This is a genomic window from Streptomyces sp. NPDC057623, from assembly GCF_042800355.1.
Lineage (GTDB): Bacteria > Actinomycetota > Actinomycetes > Streptomycetales > Streptomycetaceae > Streptomyces.
Genome location: NZ_JBHVGZ010000005.1, coordinates 168,462 through 186,930, shown reverse-complemented (window position 1 = coordinate 186,930; position 18,469 = coordinate 168,462). Strand labels below are relative to the sequence as shown.

The 18,469-nt window shown below is 72.4% G+C and carries 19 protein-coding genes and 1 pseudogene; 16 read left to right on the top strand and 4 right to left on the bottom strand.

Features of this window, described 5'->3' with window-relative positions; translation table 11 throughout:
- Window positions 1–22: 22 nt before the first annotated feature.
- The 7 genes from ACFU95_RS08000 to ACFU95_RS07970 all read left to right on the top strand — a co-directional run bounded on the left by ACFU95_RS08000 (window position 23) and on the right by ACFU95_RS07970 (window position 7,912).
- Window positions 23–856: a M55 family metallopeptidase gene (locus ACFU95_RS08000; protein WP_383823374.1), complete on the top strand. Its 834-nt coding sequence runs from the start codon at window positions 23–25 to the stop codon at window positions 854–856.
- Window positions 849–2,153 (top strand): M20/M25/M40 family metallo-hydrolase, encoded by a 1,305-nt coding sequence (locus ACFU95_RS07995; protein WP_383823372.1) that lies wholly within the window; start codon window positions 849–851, stop codon window positions 2,151–2,153. Before ACFU95_RS08000 ends, ACFU95_RS07995 begins: the two co-directional genes overlap by 8 nt.
- 5 nt (window positions 2,154–2,158) lie before the next feature.
- A complete protein-coding gene (locus ACFU95_RS07990; protein WP_383823370.1) occupies window positions 2,159–4,162 on the top strand; it encodes a prolyl oligopeptidase family serine peptidase in 2,004 nt (667 codons plus the stop codon).
- Window positions 4,159–5,094 carry an LD-carboxypeptidase gene (locus tag ACFU95_RS07985; RefSeq protein ID WP_383823367.1) on the top strand — a complete coding sequence of 312 codons (936 nt, stop codon included), beginning with the start codon at window positions 4,159–4,161 and terminating at the stop codon, window positions 5,092–5,094. The genes ACFU95_RS07990 and ACFU95_RS07985 overlap by 4 nt, the downstream gene beginning before the upstream one ends.
- Window positions 5,095–5,235: 141 nt before the next feature.
- Window positions 5,236–7,014 carry a CocE/NonD family hydrolase gene (locus ACFU95_RS07980; protein WP_383823364.1) on the top strand — a complete coding sequence of 593 codons (1,779 nt, stop codon included), beginning with the start codon at window positions 5,236–5,238 and terminating at the stop codon, window positions 7,012–7,014.
- A 58-nt stretch (window positions 7,015–7,072) separates the two neighbouring features.
- Entirely contained in the window at window positions 7,073–7,330 is a 258-nt protein-coding gene (locus ACFU95_RS07975; RefSeq protein ID WP_383823361.1) for a DUF1049 domain-containing protein, read from the top strand.
- A 27-nt stretch (window positions 7,331–7,357) separates the two neighbouring features.
- Complete coding sequence (locus ACFU95_RS07970; RefSeq protein WP_383823359.1) at window positions 7,358–7,912, top strand: GNAT family N-acetyltransferase; 555 nt, start codon at window positions 7,358–7,360, stop codon at window positions 7,910–7,912.
- On the opposite strand, the gene ACFU95_RS07965 is transcribed toward ACFU95_RS07970, so the two are convergent.
- The gene (locus tag ACFU95_RS07965) at window positions 7,884–8,231 is read right to left on the bottom strand and encodes a DUF6204 family protein (protein ID WP_383823357.1); all 348 of its coding nucleotides are present in this window, start codon (window positions 8,229–8,231) and stop codon (window positions 7,884–7,886) included. The genes ACFU95_RS07970 and ACFU95_RS07965 overlap by 29 nt on opposite strands.
- A gap of 71 nt (window positions 8,232–8,302) precedes the next feature.
- Between ACFU95_RS07965 and ACFU95_RS07960 the strand changes: the two are divergent.
- A pseudogene (locus ACFU95_RS07960) lies at window positions 8,303–9,261 on the top strand (arginase family protein).
- On the opposite strand, the gene ACFU95_RS07955 reads toward ACFU95_RS07960, so the two are convergent.
- Window positions 9,252–9,599 carry a VOC family protein gene (locus ACFU95_RS07955; protein WP_383823354.1) on the bottom strand — a complete coding sequence of 116 codons (348 nt, stop codon included), beginning with the start codon at window positions 9,597–9,599 and terminating at the stop codon, window positions 9,252–9,254. The pseudogene ACFU95_RS07960 and the gene ACFU95_RS07955 overlap by 10 nt on opposite strands.
- Before the next feature lie 141 nt (window positions 9,600–9,740).
- Between ACFU95_RS07955 and ACFU95_RS07950 the strand changes: the two genes are divergently transcribed.
- Window positions 9,741–10,259, top strand: coding sequence for a phage holin family protein (locus ACFU95_RS07950; protein ID WP_383823352.1), 519 nt, complete (start codon window positions 9,741–9,743; stop codon window positions 10,257–10,259).
- 80 nt (window positions 10,260–10,339) lie between these two features.
- Here the strand turns inward: ACFU95_RS07950 and ACFU95_RS07945 are convergent, their stop codons facing one another.
- Both ACFU95_RS07945 and ACFU95_RS07940 read right to left on the bottom strand, forming a co-directional pair.
- Window positions 10,340–11,431, bottom strand: coding sequence for an enolase C-terminal domain-like protein (locus ACFU95_RS07945; protein WP_383823349.1), 1,092 nt, complete (start codon window positions 11,429–11,431; stop codon window positions 10,340–10,342).
- A 19-nt stretch (window positions 11,432–11,450) separates the two neighbouring features.
- Window positions 11,451–11,996, bottom strand: coding sequence for an LLM class flavin-dependent oxidoreductase (locus ACFU95_RS07940; RefSeq protein WP_383823348.1), 546 nt, complete (start codon window positions 11,994–11,996; stop codon window positions 11,451–11,453).
- 209 nt (window positions 11,997–12,205) lie between these two features.
- Between ACFU95_RS07940 and ACFU95_RS07935 the strand changes: the two genes are divergently transcribed.
- The 7 genes from ACFU95_RS07935 to ACFU95_RS07905 are packed head-to-tail and all read left to right on the top strand — an operon-like array spanning window position 12,206 to window position 18,463.
- Window positions 12,206–13,816, top strand: a complete 1,611-nt coding sequence (locus ACFU95_RS07935; RefSeq protein WP_383823345.1) for an FAD-dependent oxidoreductase — start codon at window positions 12,206–12,208, stop codon at window positions 13,814–13,816.
- Entirely contained in the window at window positions 13,803–15,650 is a 1,848-nt protein-coding gene (locus ACFU95_RS07930) for a transketolase (protein WP_383823342.1), read from the top strand. The genes ACFU95_RS07935 and ACFU95_RS07930 overlap by 14 nt, the downstream gene beginning before the upstream one ends.
- The gene (gene ligD / locus ACFU95_RS07925; RefSeq protein WP_383823340.1) at window positions 15,647–16,579 is read left to right on the top strand and encodes a non-homologous end-joining DNA ligase; all 933 of its coding nucleotides are present in this window, start codon (window positions 15,647–15,649) and stop codon (window positions 16,577–16,579) included. The genes ACFU95_RS07930 and ligD overlap by 4 nt, the downstream gene beginning before the upstream one ends.
- A 60-nt stretch (window positions 16,580–16,639) precedes the next feature.
- Entirely contained in the window at window positions 16,640–16,972 is a 333-nt protein-coding gene (locus tag ACFU95_RS07920; protein ID WP_383823337.1) for a gas vesicle protein, read from the top strand.
- A gap of 48 nt (window positions 16,973–17,020) precedes the next feature.
- Window positions 17,021–17,446 (top strand): gas vesicle structural protein GvpA, encoded by a 426-nt coding sequence (locus tag ACFU95_RS07915; RefSeq protein WP_383823335.1) that lies wholly within the window; start codon window positions 17,021–17,023, stop codon window positions 17,444–17,446.
- Complete coding sequence (locus ACFU95_RS07910) at window positions 17,443–18,213, top strand: GvpL/GvpF family gas vesicle protein (protein ID WP_383823332.1); 771 nt, start codon at window positions 17,443–17,445, stop codon at window positions 18,211–18,213. Before ACFU95_RS07915 ends, ACFU95_RS07910 begins: the two co-directional genes overlap by 4 nt.
- Window positions 18,214–18,217: 4 nt before the next feature.
- Window positions 18,218–18,463: a gas vesicle protein GvpG gene (locus tag ACFU95_RS07905; RefSeq protein WP_383823330.1), complete on the top strand. Its 246-nt coding sequence runs from the start codon at window positions 18,218–18,220 to the stop codon at window positions 18,461–18,463.
- The last annotated feature ends 6 nt before the right edge of the window (window positions 18,464–18,469 follow it).

The following is an 18,469-nucleotide window of genomic DNA, read 5'->3' as shown; positions in this document are numbered from 1 at the left end:
GCCGACGCGTAACGTGAATCACATGAAGATCCTCATCAGCGCCGACATGGAGGGCGCCACCGGCGTGACCTGGCCGGCCGACGTCCTGCCCGGGACGCCGCAGTGGGAGCGGTGCCGGGGGATGTTCACCTCGGACGTCAACGCCGCCGTGCTGGGCTTCTTCGACGGGGGCGCCGAGGAGGTCGTCGTCAACGAGGCCCACTGGACGATGCGCAATCTGCTGCTCGAACGGCTCGACGAGCGGGCGCAGATGCTCACCGGCCGGCACAAGGCGCTGTCCATGGTCGAGGGCGTGCAGCACGGCGACGTGGACGGCGTCGCCTTCGTCGGCTACCACGCGGGCGCCGGCATGGAGGGCGTCCTCGCCCACACCTATCTCGCCAACTCCGTCACCGGGGTGTGGCTGAACGACGTACGGGCGAGCGAGGGCCTGCTGAACGCGCGGGTCGTCGCCGAGTACGGCGTGCCCGTCGTGCTCGTCACCGGCGACGACGTGGCCTGCGAGGACGCCCTCGGGTACGCGCCCGAGGCGCTGAAGGTCGCCGTCAAGGACCACGTCTCGCGGTACGCAGCCGTGTGCCGGACGCCGGCCAGGACCGCCGCCGACATCCGCGCCGCCGCCAAGGAGGCGGCCGCGCTGGCGGTTCGTCAGGTGCCGGTGAGCGACGGACCGTTCACCGTGGCCCTCGAATTCGACGCCGAGCATCTCGCGATGGCCGCCACCGTCGTCCCGGGCGTCCAGCGGATCGGGGAGCGGAAGGTGGCGTACACGAGCGAGCGCATGTACGAGGGAATCCGTACCTTCAAGGCGGTCACCACGATCGTCTCGGCCGCGGTGGAGGAGCAGTATGGCTGACCAGCAGGCACTGGACGAGGTCGTGACGTTCACCTCCGACCTCATCCGGATCGACACGACCAACCGGGGCGGCGGCGACTGCCAGGAGCGCCCCGCCGCGGAGTACGCCGCCGAGCGGCTGGCCGAGGCGGGCCTGGAGCCCACGATGCTGGAGCGCACCAAGGGCCGTACGAACGTCGTCGCCCGCTTCGAGGGCACCGACCCCTCCGCGGACGCCCTGCTTCTCCACGGTCACCTGGACGTGGTGCCCGCGCAGGCCGCCGAGTGGAGCGTGCACCCCTTCTCCGGGGAGATCCGCGACGGCGTGGTCTGGGGCCGGGGCGCGGTCGACATGAAGAACATGGACGCGATGATCCTGGCCGTCGTCCGGGGCTGGGTCCGGGAAGGCGTACGGCCCCGGCGGGACGTCGTGATCGCCTTCACCGCCGACGAGGAGGCGAGCGCCGAGGACGGCGCCGGATTCCTCGCCGACCGGCACGCCGGGCTCTTCGAGGGCTGCACCGAGGGCTTCAGCGAGGCCGGCGCCTTCACCGTCCACGACGGCAGCGGGCGGCAGCTCTATCCGATCGCGGCCGGGGAGCGCGGCACCGGCTGGGTCAAGCTCACCGCACGCGGCAGGGCCGGGCACGGCTCCCGGCCCAACCGGGAGAACGCGGTGATCCGCCTCGCCGCCGCCGTGACCCGCATCGGCGCCCACGAGTGGCCGCTCCGGTTGACCCCGACGGTCCGCGCTTCCCTCACCGAACTCGCCGCGCTGTACGGCCTCCAGGCCGACCTGGACGACGTGGACGGACTGCTGGAGAAGCTGGGCCCGGTGGCCGAGCTCGTCGCGCCGACCGTCCGCAACAGCGCCAACCCCACGATGCTGGAAGCCGGTTACAAGGTCAACGTGATCCCGGGGGAGGCCGTGGCCTACGTCGACGGCCGGTATCTGCCCGGCCTGCGGGACGAGTTCAGCGCCACCCTCGACGAACTCACCGGGCCCGATGTGGACTGGGAGTTCCACCATGGCGAGGTGGCCCTCCAGTCACCGGTGGACTCGCCGACGTACGCCAGGATGCGCGCCGCGATCGAGGAGTTCGCGCCCGAAGGGCACGTCGTGCCGTACTGCATGTCCGGCGGCACGGACGCCAAGCAGTTCTCACGGCTCGGCATCACCGGCTACGGCTTCTCCCCGCTGAAGCTGCCGGAGGGCTACGACTACGGGGCGATGTTCCACGGCGTCGACGAGCGGGTGCCGGTCGAGGCGCTGCACTTCGGTGTCCGGGTCCTCGACCGCTTCCTGCGGACGGCCTAGGCGGGATGGGGGAGACAGTGCGGACGCTGGCGTACGGTTCCTGGCCCTCGCCGATCGACGCGGCCCTCGCCGCCACGCACGACGGGCACCCCGAGTACGTGGGCTTCGTCGGCGACGAGGCGTGGTGGACCGAGCCACGGCCCACGGAGGGCGGTCGGCGCACCCTGGTGCGGCGGCGTGCCGACGGCACGGAGGAGTCCGTGCTGCCCGCTCCGTGGAACGTGCGCAGCAGGGTCGTCGAGTACGGCGGGCAGCCCTGGACGGGCCTGCTGGTCGACGGGCGGCCGCTCGTCGTCTTCGTCGACTTCGCCGATCAGCGGCTCTACCGGTACGAGGCGGGCGGCGAGCCGTGTGCGCTCACTCCGGTGTCGGCCGTGGGCGGCGGACTGCGCTGGGTGGAGCCGCAGGTGCGTGTCGAACGCGGCGAGGTGTGGTGCGTTCTGGAGGAGTTCACGGGGGAGGGGCCCAGCGATGTGCGGCGTGTCCTGGCCGCCGTCCCCCTGGACGGCTCGGCGGCCGAGGACCGGGACGCCGTACGCGAACTCACCGACGACCGGCACCGGTTCGTCACCGGGCCGCGGGTCTCGCCCGACGGACGGCGGGCTGCCTGGCTCGCCTGGGACCATCCCCGCATGCCGTGGGACGGCACGGAACTGCTGGTCGCCGACGTCGGCGCCGACGGCACGCTCGGCGGCCCGCGGACCGTCGCCGGTGGGCCGCGGGAGTCGATCGCGCAGGTCGACTGGGCGCCCGACGGCCGGCTGCTGTACGTGAGCGACCGCAGCGGCTGGTGGAACCTCTACCGCGACGGCGCGGCCCTGTGCCCGCGCGAGGAGGAGTTCGGCGGGCCGCTGTGGAAGCCGGGCCTGCGCTGGTTCGCCCCGCTGTCGGACGGGCTGGTCGCCGTGGTGCACGGTCGCGGGTCGACCGCCCTCGGGGTGCTGGATCCGGAGAGCGGCGAGATCGTCGACGCGGCGGGCCCCTGGACGGAGTTCGAGCCCACGCTCGCGGCGTACGGCGAGCGGGTCGTCGGCGTCGGCGCCAGCCCGCGCAGCGCGCACGAGGTGGTCGAACTCGACACGTGTACGGGCCGTGCCCGGGTCATCGGCGCCGAGCACGACGACGCCGTCGACCCCGCCTACTACCCCGAGCCGCAGATCCGCACCTTCACCGGCCCCGCCGGGGACGAGATCCACGCGCACATCTACCCGCCGCACAACCCCGGGTGCGTGGCCCCCGCCGACACCCCGGCGCCGTTCGTCGTCTGGGCGCACGGCGGGCCCACCTCGCGGGCGCCCCTCGTGCTCGACCTGGCCATCGCCTACTTCACCTCGCGCGGCATCGGCGTCGCCGAGGTGAACTACGGCGGCTCCACCGGGTACGGCAGGCAGTACCGCGACCGGCTGCGCGAGCAGTGGGGCGTGGTGGACGTCGAGGACTGCGCGGCCGTCGCGCTCGCCCTCACCGACGAGGGCACCGCCGACCGTGCCCGGCTCGCCATCCGGGGCGGCAGCGCGGGCGGCTGGACCACGGCCGCGTCGCTCACCGCCACCGACGTCTACGCCTGCGGCACGATCCTCTACCCCATCCTCGACCTGGCCGGCTGGGGCACCGGAGAGACCCACGACTTCGAGTCGCGGTACCTGGAGACCCTGGTCGGACCTCCCCCACCCTCCGGGCGGGGGGACCCCCATCTCGCTTCGCTCGCCGAGGTGCCGGCACGGTACGCGCAACGGTCGCCCGCCGCGCACGCCGACCGTCTCACCGTGCCGTTCCTGCTGCTCCAGGGCCTGGACGACGTCATCTGCCCGCCCACCCAGTGCGAGCGGTTCCTCGCCCGCATGGCGGGACGCCGGGTACCGCACGCCTACATCGCCTTCGAGGGGGAGGGCCACGGTTTCCGGCGGGCGGAGACGATGATCCGCGTCCTGGAGTCCGAACTCTCCCTGTACGCCCAGGTCTTCGGGCTCAACCCGCCCGGAGTCCCGAAGCTGGAGCTCGCCAGGTGAACACGTCCGTACGGCCACTTCTGCGGCCGTCCCGCCTCGCCCCCGGCGCCCGTGTGGCCGTCGTCGCGCCCAGTGGACCGGTGTCCGAGGAGCGGCTGGAGGCCGGGCTCGACGTGCTGCGCGGCTGGGATCTCGACCCGGTGGTGGCGCCCCATGCGCTGGGCCGGCACGAGGAGTTCGACTACCTCGCCGGTGCGGACGCCGTCCGCGCCGCCGATCTCCAGGGCGCCTGGTGCGATCCTTCCGTGGACGCGGTGCTGTGCGCGCGGGGCGGCTACGGGGCCCAGCGCATGGTGGACCTCCTCGACTGGGAGGCGATGCGCGCGGCCGGGCCGAAGGTGTTCGTCGGGTTCAGCGACATCACGGTGCTGCACCAGGCCTTCGCCGCCCGGCTGGGCCTGGCCACGCTGCATGGGCCGGCGGCCGCCGGAGTCGACTTCGGCAAGAGCGTTCGGGCGCAGGAGCACCTGAAGGCCACGCTGTTCGCTCCGGAGACGGTCCGGGTGATTCCCTCCGGCGGAACGGCCATGGTTCCCGGACGGGCCCGTGGCGTCACCCTCGGCGGCTGCCTGAGCATGCTCACCTCCGACCTCGGCACCCCGCACGCCCCGCCCGGTGCGCGGGGCGGGCTGGTGCTGATCGAGGACGTGGGTGAGCAGCCGTACCGCATCGACCGGATGCTGACCCAACTCCTGCGCACCGGCTGGCTCGACGGGGTCGCCGGGATCGTGCTCGGGTCCTGGACGAGCTGCGGTCCGTACGACGCGGTGCGCGCGGTCCTCGTCGACCGGCTCGGCGGCCTCGGTGTGCCCGTCGCGGAGGAGTTCGGCTTCGGACACCGCGAAGGCGCGCTGACGATCCCCTTCGGGGTCCGCGCCGAACTCGACGCCGACGCGGGACGGTTGACCCTCGACGAGCCGGCCCTGCGCTGACCCCTCTTCGCTGAACCTCCGTCAAGAAACCCTCTTCCTGGTGATTGACCCCGTCTGACACGTGTCACACCATGACAACCGGCCAGTACTTACTGGTCGGTAAGCCGGGCTGTCTCAACGTGCCTCAGTGTGGAGGTCTCCGTGTCCCGACGTGTGCCCAGATTCCGAGCCCCGCTCGCTCTCCTCCTCGGCGCCACGCTCACCGCACCCCTCGCCCTCACCGTTCCGGCCGCCGCCGCGAGCGGCCGGTTCACCGTCACCGCCCTGGAGTTCACCGTCCAGGCGGGTGGCCGCACCTGCGCCGTCGACGCCGACCTGTACCGGCCCGCCGGCGTGGACCGTGCCCACCCCGCACCCGCCGTCCTCGCCACCAACGGCTTCGGCGGCAGCAAGTCCGACGGCTCGACCGACGCCATCGGCAGGGCCTTCGCCCAGCGCGGATACGTCTCCCTCGTCTACTCCGGGCTCGGCTTCGGCAAGTCGGGCTGCCTCATCTCGCTCGACGACCCCGCCATCGACGCGGTCGCCGCCTCCCGGCTGATCGACTTCCTGGGCGGCAGCCGCGCCGCCGGCGACGGAACGAAAGCCGACTTCGTCACCCTCGACGCCCCGGGCGACCCGCGCCTCGGCATGGTGGGCGGCTCCTACGGCGGGGCCATCCAACTGGCCACGGCGGCCGTCGACCGGCGCCTCGACGCGCTGGTGCCGATGATCACCTGGAACGACCTGGCGTACTCCCTCGACCCGAACAACGCGATAGCCGCCGGCAGCGTGCCGGGCGCCTTCAAATGGCAGTGGGCCAACGGCTTCTACCTCATCGGCGAGGGCCAGCCCCTGCTCCAGCCGAGCCTGGACCCCTCCCGCGTCAACTCCGTCCCCTGCCTGCACTTCGTCACCAGGGCCTGCGACACCGTCCGCACCCTCAACTCCGGCCGCTACCCGGCGCAGCAGACCGCCGAGCTCCTCGCCTACGCGCGCGGCGTCTCGCCGGTGACGTACCTCGACCGGGTCAGGACACCCACCCTCCTCGTCCAGGGCCAGGCCGACAGCCTCTTCAACCTCAACGAGGCGACGGCGACGTACAAGACGCTCAAGGCCCAGGGAACGCCGACGAAGATGATCTGGCAGTCCTGGGGCCACAGCGGCGGCATCTCCGACCCGGCCGCCGGTGAACTCACCCTCTCCCAGGGCAACTTGGAGACCAGCTACGTCGGCCGCCGCATCCTCGCCTGGTTCGACCGCTACCTGGGCAAGAGGAACGTCGAAACGGGACCCGCCTTCGCCTACTACCGCGACTGGATCACCGGCACCGACGGCACCTACGCCACCGCCGACCGCGTCCCCGCGCTCAACCGGACGCTGTACCTCTCCGGCGACGGCAAGCTCGTCGACAACCGCGCCAAGGTGGCCCGTGGCAGCCGGACCTACACCAACTGGCTCGTCCCCACCAGCCACTCCGAGAGCTCACTCGCCCAAGCCATCGGCCTCCCGGACCCGGCGCCCTACGACACCAGGGGCACCTACCTCGGCTGGACCAGCGAGCCGCTCACCCGCGCCACCGACGTCGTCGGCGCGCCCCGGGCCACCCTGAAAGTCGTCTCCCCCCAGGCCGAGCGGACCCAGCACTCCGGGGACGCCGCCGACAAGCTCGTCCTGTTCGCCAAGCTGTACGACGTCGCGCCCGACGGCACGAAGACGCTGGTGCGCCGGCTGGTCGCCCCCGTCCGCGTGCCCGACGTCACCAAGAGCTTCACCGTGACCCTGCCGGGGATCGTGCACCGGTTCGAGCGGGGGCACCGGCTGCGGTTCGTGATCGCGGCGAGTGATGACGCGTACTTCGGGAACCGGGGGATCAAGCCGGTCACCGTGGTCAGCGCGCCCGGGGACACGGGGGTGATCCAGCTGCCGGTGACCGGCTGAGCCACGCTGGGCCGCCGCTCACCGTGCGTGATCACGTCTCGCGGAGCATCCTGGTCGTATGACCGCGAAGACGACGTCGCAGAGCGGAAGGAAGGCGGGCGAGACGCGAAGCGGCTGGCGCGGGTCGCTGACCCCCAAGGGGATCGCCGTGCTGGTGCTGCTCGTCCTCGCCCTGATCTTCATCTTCGAGAACACCCGCGAGACCGAGATCAGGCTGCTGATCCCCCTGGTCACGATGCCGCTGTGGGCGGCGCTGCTGGCCATGGGGATCATCGGCGGGCTGGTCGGGGCGTACTTCATGGGGCGGCGCCGCTAGCCCCGCCGGGCGCCGTAGGCTGGCGCGATGCCGCACCCCGCGACCCGCTATCTCGCCGAGGGCCCCCGCGTGGGCATACGTCACTTCACCTACGAGGACGGCCCGGAGTTCACGGCGCGTGCCCGGGAGAGCAAGGAACTGCACCGTCCGTGGCTCTTCCCGCCGGACGGCGCCGCCGCGTACGCCGCCTACGCCGGGCGGCTGATCCAGGATCCGAGCAAGGCGGGATTCCTGGTCTGCGCGAAGGACGACGGCGGCGGTATAGCCGGGTTCGTGAACATCAACAACATCGTCGAGGGCGCCTTCCAGAGCGGGGCGCTCGGCTACGGTGCCTTCGCCCACGCGGCCGGGCGTGGCCTGATGCGCGAGGGCCTCGACCTGGTGGTGGGCCACGCCCTCGGGCCGATGCGACTGCACCGGCTCGAGATCAACGTCCAGCCGGGCAACGCCGCCTCCATCGCGCTCGCCCGCGCCTGCGGCTTCCGCCTGGAGGGCTTCTCGCCGGGCATGCTCTTCATCGACGGGGCCTGGCGGGATCATGAGCGGTGGGCGATCACCGCCGAGATGCGGGCTTGTAGTTGATCTTCATCGTGTCGAGGTCCGTGACCGTCGACTTCAGCTCGCGGAAGCCGTAGCCCAGCTCGCGCAGTGTGCTCTGCGCCCGGTCCTCGGCGATCGCGCCGGCCATCTCCTCGCCGTCCGCCGCGTCGGAGACCACCACGTAGCGCATCGAGAAGTGCTTGAGCGGCGACGGCTCGTAGGACAGCGACCCCTCCTCCGAGAACCGCATGCTGGTCAGGCCGTGCTCGCCCGCCTCGGAGAGCAGTCGTGCCCTGACCTCCTCGGTGAGCCCGTCCCAGGCGCCCCGGACGATCACCCGATAGGTGTGCTGCTCGCTCATGCCGCCGCTCCCACTCCCGCTCCCGCGAATTGGCGTTGAGGGCCGACTCTACGTCGGACAGGATGAACCGCATGCGGAATATCGTCGTGCTCGACGCCCCCTCCAACCTGGGCCTGCGCCCGCCCGCCCCCGGCACCGTGCCCGGCTGTCACAAGCTCGCCGGTGCGTTGCGCGAGCAGCGGATCGTGGTGGGGGTCCCCCCACGCCTTTAAGGCAGTGGGGGAGGCTGCGGGCGCTGGAGGGCGGGGTCGTGGTGCCGCCGAGATACGACCGGGGGGACTGGCAGGAGGGCGACGGCGTCTTCAACGCGGCCGCGCTCGCCACCTACACCCGAAAGCTGGCCGACCGCATCGAGCACCATGTGCGCGCCGGGGACTTCCCGCTCGTCCTGGGCGGCGACTGCTCGATCAACCTGGGCGCGGCCCTCGCGCTGCGCCGCATCGGCCGGCACGGGCCGGCCGTCCTGGACGCCTCGCCCGACTTCCGGCACACCGGTAACTCCGAGCGGGTCGGCGCGGCGGGCGGCGAGGAGGTCGCCCTGGCCACCGGGCGCGGGCAGGACGACCTGACGGACCTGGAGGGGCTGAAGCCCTATCTGCGGGACGAGGACGTGCGGTACTTCGGTATCCGTGACTGCTTCGAGGAGGACCGGGCCGAGCTCGCCGACCTGAGGATTCCCGTGGTGACCGTCGGGGAGGTGCGGGAGTGGGGTGCGCAGGCACTGGCGTCGGTCACCAGGCAGGCCTTCGAGATCCCGCAACTGGACGGCTTCTGGGTGCACCTGGACGCCGACGTCCTCGACCCGTCCGTGATGCCCGCCGTCGACAGCCCCGATCCGGACGGGCTCACACCCGACGAACTCGTCGCGCTGCTGCGGCCGTTGCTTGCCTCGGCGCACTGCGTCGGGCTCAACGTCACCATCTACGATCCCGATCTGGACCCGGAGGGCACGGCGGGGGCGCTGCTGACCGACATCATCGTGTCGGCCTTGGACCAGCCTGACGGATCGGCCCTGACGGATCAGTTCTGACGGTCCACGTACTCGTAGATCGCCCCGTCGGGATGCATCGCGATCAGGTTGCGGCCCCCCGGGGTCGCCACCGGGCCCGCGATGACGTGCGCACCCAGTTCGGTGAGCACCTGACGGGCCTCCTCGACGTCCTTCACGGCGATCGTCGCCGCGACCTTGCGCAGCACCTCCAGCTCGGCCTCCGGGCCGCTCATCAGCAGGAAGCAGCCGATCGCGGCCACCTGGACGCCGCCGCGTTCGAAGCGGAGGGCTTGGCCGCCCGCGAGCCGTTCGTAGAAGGGGACTGCCCTCTCCAGGTCGTCGACGCACACGCGCAGCGTGGTTCCCAGGATCTCCATACGGACGAGCCTAGTTGGGGGCAACCGGACGGCGAGATCGTTTCACGCGATCCCCCCACTCGTGGAGCGGTGGGCTCACGTGCCGGGACGGGACCGTGACGGAGCGCGTTATGCGTACGCCTGTACGGGTACTCGGCCGCCATGGACCGCTTGGATCATCTTGAGCACCTGGACAAGCAACTGGTCGACGAGCTGGCGCAGGTGGCGCGTGAGACCGTGCGCGACGAACTGCGCGAGCAGACGCGCAGGCAGCGTCGCCGGGCCATGCTCTACGCCGGCTCCGGCGCCGTCGCCCTGTACGCGGGCGCGGCCCTCGCGCTCGCCCTCGGGCTGGGCCTCGCCACCGGGCTGCCGGACTGGGCCGCGGCACTGATCACCGCGGCGATCCTCGGCGTGGTGGCGTATGTGCTGCGCGGCGCGGCACGCCCGTCGGCGTCCCGGTCGATGCCGGATCATGCGGCGGAGCCGACCGCCCCCGGACGCACCGTCGGCGGCAGCGCGCCGGTCGCCCCGCCGGGCGGCCTCGGCCTGCCCTATCCGCCGATGCCGGCCGGCCCGCCCGAGGCGGGAGTGCCCGGCGCGGGGACGTCGGACGCGCCCGGGGCGCGGCAGCCGCGCCCTGACGACATCGACCCCGAGCAGCCGCACCACCGGGCCTGAACCCGGTACGTGAGCCGCGGGAGGGGGCCCTGCCGCAGTGCGGCAGGGCCGTCGTCGTGACCGGGTCCGCGACTCCCGCGTCAGCCGACCCGGAATTCCTGCACCTCCTCCGCCCGCAGCGTCAGCCCGTGGCCGACCCCTTGGGCAGGGGTGACCGTGCCGCCCCTGGGGTCCAGGGCACCGTCGAAGAACATGTCCTCCACGCGGACGTGGTCGTGGAACCACTCGATGTGCCGCAGATTGGGGAGCGCGGCCGCCGCGGCGGCGTGGGCGTGCGGGGCGCAGTGGGCCGAGACCTCCAGGCCGTGGGCCTGGGCCAGGGCGGCGGCGCGCAGGAACTCCGTGAGGCCGCCGCACCGGGTCGCGTCGATCTGGAGGCAGTCGACCGCGCCCGCGGCGATCAGGCGGGCGAAGTACGGGAGGTCGTAGCCGTGTGCGCCGGCCGCGACATCGCACGGCAAGGCGTCGCGGATCAGCCGCAGGCCGGTCAGGTCGTCCGAGGACACCGGCTCCTCGAACCAGCCGACGCCGTGCTCGGCGAGGGCGTGACCGACGCGGATCGCCTGCTTGCGGGTGTAGGCGCCGCTCGCGTCCACGTACAACTCCGCCCCGGAGCCGATCACTTGGCGGGCCGACCGGACCCGGGCCACATCGCGCGGGGCCACGTGGCCGCGGTCCTCGCCGATCTTTATCTTCACGCGCGGGATGTGCTGGCCGTGCACCCAGCCGTTCAACTGCGCGGCCAGGTGTGTGTCGTGGTACGTGGTGAAGCCGCCGCTGCCGTAGACGGGGACGCGCTCGCGGCAGACGCCCAGCAGCCGGGCCAGGGGCAGTTCGAGGAGTCTTGCCTTGAGGTCCCACAGGGCGATGTCCAGCGCCGAGAGCGCGCAGGCGGCGATGCCCGGGCGGCCCGCGTCGCGGATCGCCCGCGACGTCGCGTCGTGCGCTGCGGGGATGTCCAGGGCGTCGCGTCCCTCGACGAGGGGCGCGAGGTGGTCGCGCAGGAAGTCGCCGACCGCCGCCGGGCCGTAGGTCCAGCCGGTGCCGGTCGCGTCGCCCGCCGACACCTCGGCGATCACCACGGTCGTGGAGTTCCAGGCGAGTGTGCCGTCCGCCTCGGGGGCGTCGGTGGGCACCGTGTAGACGGAGACGACAGGGAGACGGAGTTTCATCGCGTGGGCCCGCCCCTCGTCACGGCTGAAGCTGAGGCAGCACCTTGGTGCGGTAGAAGTCGAAGAAGCCGCGCTGGTCGGGGCCGATCTGGCTGACGTGGACCCGGTCGAAACCCGCCTCGGCGAAGGCGTTCAGCTCGGCCACGTGCTCGTCGACGTCGTCGCCGCACACGGTGCCCATGACGGGCTTGGCGTGCCCGCCGCCCTTGCAGAACTGGGTCACCAGCTCCACCCGGTAGTGGCTGCCGTAGTGGCTGATCTCCTCGCCGTTGAACGGCCGGCGCGTGATCAGGATCGCCTTCTCCAGCATTTCGAGGCGGACGCTCGCGGGCGGCCACACATGCCCCAGGATGTGCTCGTTGAGGGCCTCGCCCGAGCCGACGCCGAGCCGGAAGCGGCCGTTCGTCATGACGGCGCAGGTCTCGCCCTGCGCGTCGTTCCACGGGTGGTAGTGGTCCGAGATCCACAGTGACTGGAATCCGGCCTGTTCCGCCATCCTCGCCTGCTCGACGAGTTCGGCGGGACGGAACTCCTCGCACGCCAGGAAGCAGCCGTACTCGGGCATGTCGGGCACCTCCGGAACTGCCGCGTCGGGGCGGCGGCGGGGACGGGTCGCCGCCCGGGTACCCGGCGGCCCGGCGGGAAACCGGGCCTGTCCCGGCCTGTCCGGGGCGGTGCCACGAAGAGCGGTGCCGTCCGGGGGCGACGTTTGGGGGCCTTGACCAGGGGGACGCGGAAGGCTCCCGAGGTACGCGACAGCCCCGGAGGCCAACCGTGAGTCGACCCCGCATTGTGATCGTCGGCGCCGGATTCGCCGGGTACCGGGCGGCCCGCACCCTGTCCCGGCTCACCCGGGACAAGGCCGACATCACCCTGCTGAACCCGACCGACTACTTCCTGTATCTGCCCCTGCTTCCCCAGGTCGCCGCCGGCATCCTGGAACCACGCCGGGTGACCGTCTCGCTCTCCGGCACCCTGCCCCATGTCCGGCTCGTGCTGGGCGAGGCCGGCTCCATCGACCTCGACGGGCACACCGTCCACTACACCGGCCCCGAGGGCGACGGCGGGAGCCTGCCCTTCGACCGGCTGATCCTCGCCGCGGGCAGCGTGAACAAGCTGCTGCCCATCCCCGGCGTCGCCGAGCACGCGCACGGCTTCCGCGGCCTGCCCGAGGCGCTCTACCTACGCGACCACGTGACCCGGCAGGTGGAGCTGGCGGCCGCCGCCGACGATCCCGGGAACTGCGCCGCGCGGTGCACCTTCGTCGTGGTGGGTGCCGGATACACCGGTACGGAGGTCGCCGCGCAGGGCCAGCTGTTCACCGACGCACAAGTGCGCAAACACCCTCTGCGTGCGGGCATGCGGCCACGCTGGCTGCTGCTCGACATCGCCGACCGCGTCCTGCCCGAGCTGGACGAGAGGCTCTCCCGCACCGCCGACCGGGTGCTGCGGCAGCGGGGCGTGGACGTGCGGATGGGCACCTCCGTGAAGGAGGCCACGCACGGCGGGGTGCTGCTGACCGACGGCGAGTCCGTCGACACGCGCACCCTGGTGTGGTGCGTCGGCGTACGGCCCGACCCGCTCGCCGAGTCCCTGGGCCTGCCCCTGGAGCGGGGCCGCCTCCTCGTCGACCCCCACCTCCAGGTGCCGGGCCGCCCCGAACTGTTCGCCGCCGGGGACGGGGCCGCCGTGCCCGACCTGGAGAAGCCCGGCGAGTACACCCCGATGACCGCCCAGCACGCCTGGCGGCAGGGCAAGACCGTGGCCCACAACGTCGCCGCGTCCCTGGGGCTCGGCGAGCGGCGCGCCTACCGCCACCGCGACATGGGCTTCGTCGTGGACCTCGGCGGCGTCAAGGCGGCCGCCAACCCGCTCGGCGTCCATCTGTCCGGCGTGGCGGCGGGCGCCGTCACCCGCGGCTACCACCTCGCCGCGATGCCCGGCAACCGCGTCCGCGTCGCCGCCGACTGGCTCCTGGACGCCGTACTGCCGCGCCAGGCCGTGCAGTTGGGGCTGGTGCGCTCGTGGTCGGTACCGCTGGACACGGCGTCACCGGAGCTGGCACACACGCCGGGAGCGCCGGAGAAGGAGCCCCCGCAGGGGCGGCGGTCGAGCAGCGAGCCGGCGAAAAACCAACCGGCCGGTGCCGAGCCGCCCGACCCCGTCCGGGACCCCGACGCCGACAAGCACCCCGAACCGCCCGGCCCGGTGACGCGCCCCGATCTGCGGGCCGGCCGTGAGCCGACCCCCGGTTCCTCCGCGGCCGGTGAACCACCCCCCGGCTCGCCGGCCGTCCACAAGCCGCATCCGGACGCCCCCATAACCCCCGAACCCCGCTCCCGCCAGCCTTCAGAAGGAGACCAGGAGACCCATGAACACCGCTGAACTCGTCGAACTGGCCCAGCAGTTGCGCGTGGACAGTGTGCGTGCCTCCGATGCCGCGGGGTCGGGGCACCCGACGTCGTCGATGTCCGCCGCGGATCTGATGGCCGTCCTCCTCGCGGAACACCTCCGCTACGACCTCGACCGGCCCGCCCACCCCGGCAACGACCGCTTCGTCCTCTCCAAGGGACACGCCTCGCCCCTCCTCTACGCCGCGTACAAGGCCGCGGACGCCATCGAGGACGGCGAACTGGTCACCTTCCGCAAACTCGGCAGCCGGCTCGAAGGGCATCCGACGCCGCGGCGGCTGCCGTGGGTGGAGACCGCGACCGGTTCCCTCGGGCAGGGACTGCCGATCGGCGTCGGCATCGCACTGGCCGGGAAGCGGCTGGACCGGACCGGGTACCGGGTGTGGGTGCTGTGCGGGGACAGCGAACTCGCCGAGGGGTCCGTGTGGGAGGCCGCCGAGCACGCGGCGTACGAGCATCTGGACAACCTCACCGCGATTGTCGACGTGAACCGGCTCGGCCAGCGCGGCCCGACCCGGCACGGACACGACCTCGATGCCTACGCCCGCCGATTCCAGGCCTTCGGCTGGCACACCGTCGAGGTCGACGGACACGACGTGGACGCCATCGACCGCGCGTACGGGGAGGCCCGGTCCACCGTCGGGCAGCCCACCGTGATCCTCGCCCGCACCCTCAAGGGCAAGGGCGTCGCGGCCGTCGAGGACCGCGAGGGACTGCACGGCAAGCCGCTGCCGGACGCCGACGAGGCCATCGCCGAGCTGGGCGGACCGCGCGACCTGCGCGTCCGGGTCCACGAGCCGCCCGCGACCCGCATGCTGCACGCCGTACCCGCCGGGCACCTCGAACTGCCCCGCTGGGAGAAGGGGGAGGAACTCGCCACCCGCAACGCCTACGGCGAGGCGCTCGCCGCACTCGGCACCGGACGCGGCGACGTCGTCGCCCTCGACGGCGAGGTGAGCGACTCCACCCGCGCCGAGTTCTTCGCCAAGGCACACCCCGACCGGTTCTTCGAGTGCTACATCGCCGAACAGCAGCTGGTCGCCGCGGCGGTCGGGCTCGCGACCCGCGGCTGGGTGCCGTACGCCTCCACCTTCGCGGCCTTCCTCACCCGCGCCCACGACTTCGTGCGCATGGCGTCGGTCAGCGGCGTCGGCATCAACCTCGTCGGCTCGCACGCGGGCGTCGCCATCGGGGAGGACGGGCCGAGCCAGATGGGCCTGGAGGACCTGGCGATGATGCGGGCCGTGCACGGCTCGACCGTGCTGTACCCGTGCGACGCCAACCAGACCGCGCAGCTCGTCGCCGCCATGGCGGGCCTGGACGGCGTCCGCTATCTGCGCACCTCGCGCGGCGCCGCCCCGGTGATCTACGGCCCCGACGAGGAGTTCCCGGTCGGCGGCTGCAAGGTGCTGCGCTCCAGCGACCGCGACCGGCTGACAGTCGTCGCGGCCGGTGTCACCGTGCACGAGGCGCTCGCCGCCGCCGACGTCCTGGACCGCGACGGCATCCGGATCAGGGTCGTCGACCTCTACTCGGTCAAGCCCGTCGACCGGGCCACCCTGCGCCGGGCCGCCGAGGAGACCGGCTGTCTGCTCACGGTGGAGGACCACCACGAGGAGGGCGGCCTGGGCGACGCCGTTCTCGACGCCTTCCTCGACGGGCGCCCGGTGCCGCGCCTGGTACGCCTCGCCGTCCGCAGGATGCCGGGCTCGGCCTCGCCGGACGAGCAGCTGCACGCCGCGGGCATCGACGCCGCGTCCATCGCCGCCGCGGGGAAGCTGCTGGTGGAGGAGGCGGTCGTACGGTGACCGGCGGCGGTGACGATACGAAGCGGGTGCGGGCGGGCCGCCGTACCGTCGAGGTCAAACGTGTCGACAAGGTGCTCTTTCCCGGTGACGGGGAAGCGAAGGAGTACACCAAGGGGGACCTCGTCGACTACTACCGGTCCGTCGCCGAGTTCATGCTGCCGCATCTGCGCGGCCGTCCGCTGATGCTGGAGCGGCACCCCGACGGCGTCGACGGACCGCGGTTCATGCAGAAGAACACCCCGGACCACTACCCGGAGTGGATCACCCGGGTCGAGGTGGCCAAGGAGGACGGCACCGTCCGCCACACGGTCTGCGACGACGTCGCGACCCTCGTCCACCTCGCCGACCAGGCATGTATCACCCTGCACCGCTGGCTGTCGCGCACGGATCGCATCGACTTCCCCGACCGGATGGTCTTCGACCTCGATCCGGCCGACGACGACTTCGGGCAGGTGCGGGAGGCGGCCGGATGGGTCGGCGAGCTGCTGGACTCGCTGAAGCTGCCCTCGGCGCTGATGACGACCGGGTCGCGGGGCCTGCACGTCGTCGTACCGCTGAAGGGGGACCAGGACTTCGACCAGGTGCGCGCGTTCGCCCGGGACGTCGCCGACACCCTCGTCGAGGCCCACCCGGACCGGCTCACCACAGCCGCCCGCAAGAAGGACCGAGGTGACCGTCTCTACCTGGACGTACAGCGCAACGCCTACGCCCAGACGGCGGTCGCGCCCTTCACCGTGCGCCCCCGGCCCGGCGCCCCCGTGGCCACGCCCCTGACCTGGGCCGAGCTGGACGACCCGGACCTCGACGCCCGCCGCTGGACCATCGCCGATGCCGTGGACCAGGCCCGCACCAACCCGTGGGCGGGGGTGATGAGCCGCCCCCGCGCCCTGGGGCCCGCTCGGCGCAGGCTCGACGCACTTCGTGGCTGACACAAGCGAACTCATGGGTTTGGCCAAAGCCTTGAGGGCCACTCGCCGTGGGAGGCGCCCATGACTGATTCACAGAACTCACCCAAATCATCCAGACAACGACAGGGCGGGGCGGACGACATGCCGAGCCCGATGGAGGTCCTGCGCCAGGCGCGCGCCCAGCTCGCCGAGCTCACCGGCATGGCCGCGGAGACGGTGTCCTCGTTCGAACGGACCGAGGACGGCTGGGCGCTGGAGATCGAGGTCCTGGAGCTGGCCCGTGTCCCCGACACGATGAGCCTGATGGCGAGCTACCAGGTGGATCTCGACCAGCAGGGACAGCTCACCGGCTACCGGCGGGTCCGCCGCTACGAACGCGGACGGTCCGACGCACGAAGGCCCGGCGGCCGTTAGCCCACCCACGCCCGTCACATCATCCCCACACAAGGAGGAACGGCCGGCATGACCGTTGTCCCGGCACAGCAGACCGCAGGCGGAGGCGGCAGCAGCGGCCTCTACGACGTCCTGGAGCTCATCCTCGACAGGGGGCTCGTCATCGACGCGTTCGTACGGGTCTCCCTCGTCGGCATCGAGATCCTGAAGATCGACGTACGGGTCGTCGTCGCCAGCGTCGACACCTATCTCCGCTTCGCCGAAGCGTGCAACCGGCTCGACCTGGAGGCCGGTCCGCGCAAGAGCCCGGGTCTGCCCGACCTCGTCGGCGAGATCACCGAGTCCGGCGCGCGCGGCAAGTCCAAGGGGGCGCTGTCCGGCGCCGCCGAGACCATCTCCGACGCCTTCAAGCAGGCGCGGGACGAAGGCGAGGAGCAGCCGAGGCCGCGGGCCCGCAAGTCCACCGCGTCGCGCCGGAAGGAGGAGCAGGAGTGAGCACGTACGTGTACGGCATCACCGCCGGCTCGCACCCTTCGCTTCCGAGCGCCGTGGGCGGCGTCGGCGACCCGCCCCGCCCGATCCGGGTACTCAAGGAGGGGGGCCTGGCCGCCCTGGTCAGCGACGCCCCCGAAGGGCTGCGCCCCAAGCGCAAGGAACTGCTCGCCCACTCGAACGTGCTCGCCGAGGCGGGCGCGGCCGGGTGCGTGCTGCCCATGCGGTTCGGGAGCCTCGCCCCCGACGACGACACGGTCGCCGGAGTCCTCGCCGAACGCGCCGAGCACTACCAGGAACGCCTCACGGCCCTGGACGGCAAGGTCGAGTACAACATCAAGGCCAGCCACTCCGAAGAGGCGGTGCTGCACCGCGTGCTGTCCGAGAACCCGGAGATCCGGGCCATCACGGAGGCCAACCGGCGGGCCGACGGCGGCACTTACGAGGAGCGCCTCCGGCTCGGCGAGATGGTCGTCGCCGCGGTCAAGGTCCAGGAGGCCGAGGACGCGACCGACGTACAGCACACCCTGGAGCCGGCCGCGGACGCGGTCAGCGTGGGCCCCGACTCCGGCGGCTGGCTCGCCAACGTGTCGTTCCTGGTGGGCCGCGAGGGGGTCGAGACCTTCCTCACGGCGGTGGAACAGCTCCGCAAGGGCCACCCCCACCTCGACCTGCGCGTCAACGGCCCGCTGCCGCCGTACAGCTTCGTCGATCCCGGCCCGGCCGATCCCGCGGGGACCATGACCGGCGTTCAGAGCGCGGAGGAGTGAGGCCGTGGGACTGATCGGAGAGGTGGTGCTGCTGCCGTTCGCCCCGGTGCGCGGCAGCGGATGGGTCATCAGACAGGTCTTGGCGGAGGCGGAGCGCCTCTACTACGACCCGGCGACCCTGCGCGCGGAACTGGCCGCGCTCGAAGAGCAGTTGACCACGGGCGAGATCGACGAGGAGGAGTTCGACCGCCGGGAGGACGAGCTCCTCGACCGACTGGAGATCGCCCTCGCGCACGGCACGGGCAAGTGATGGGAC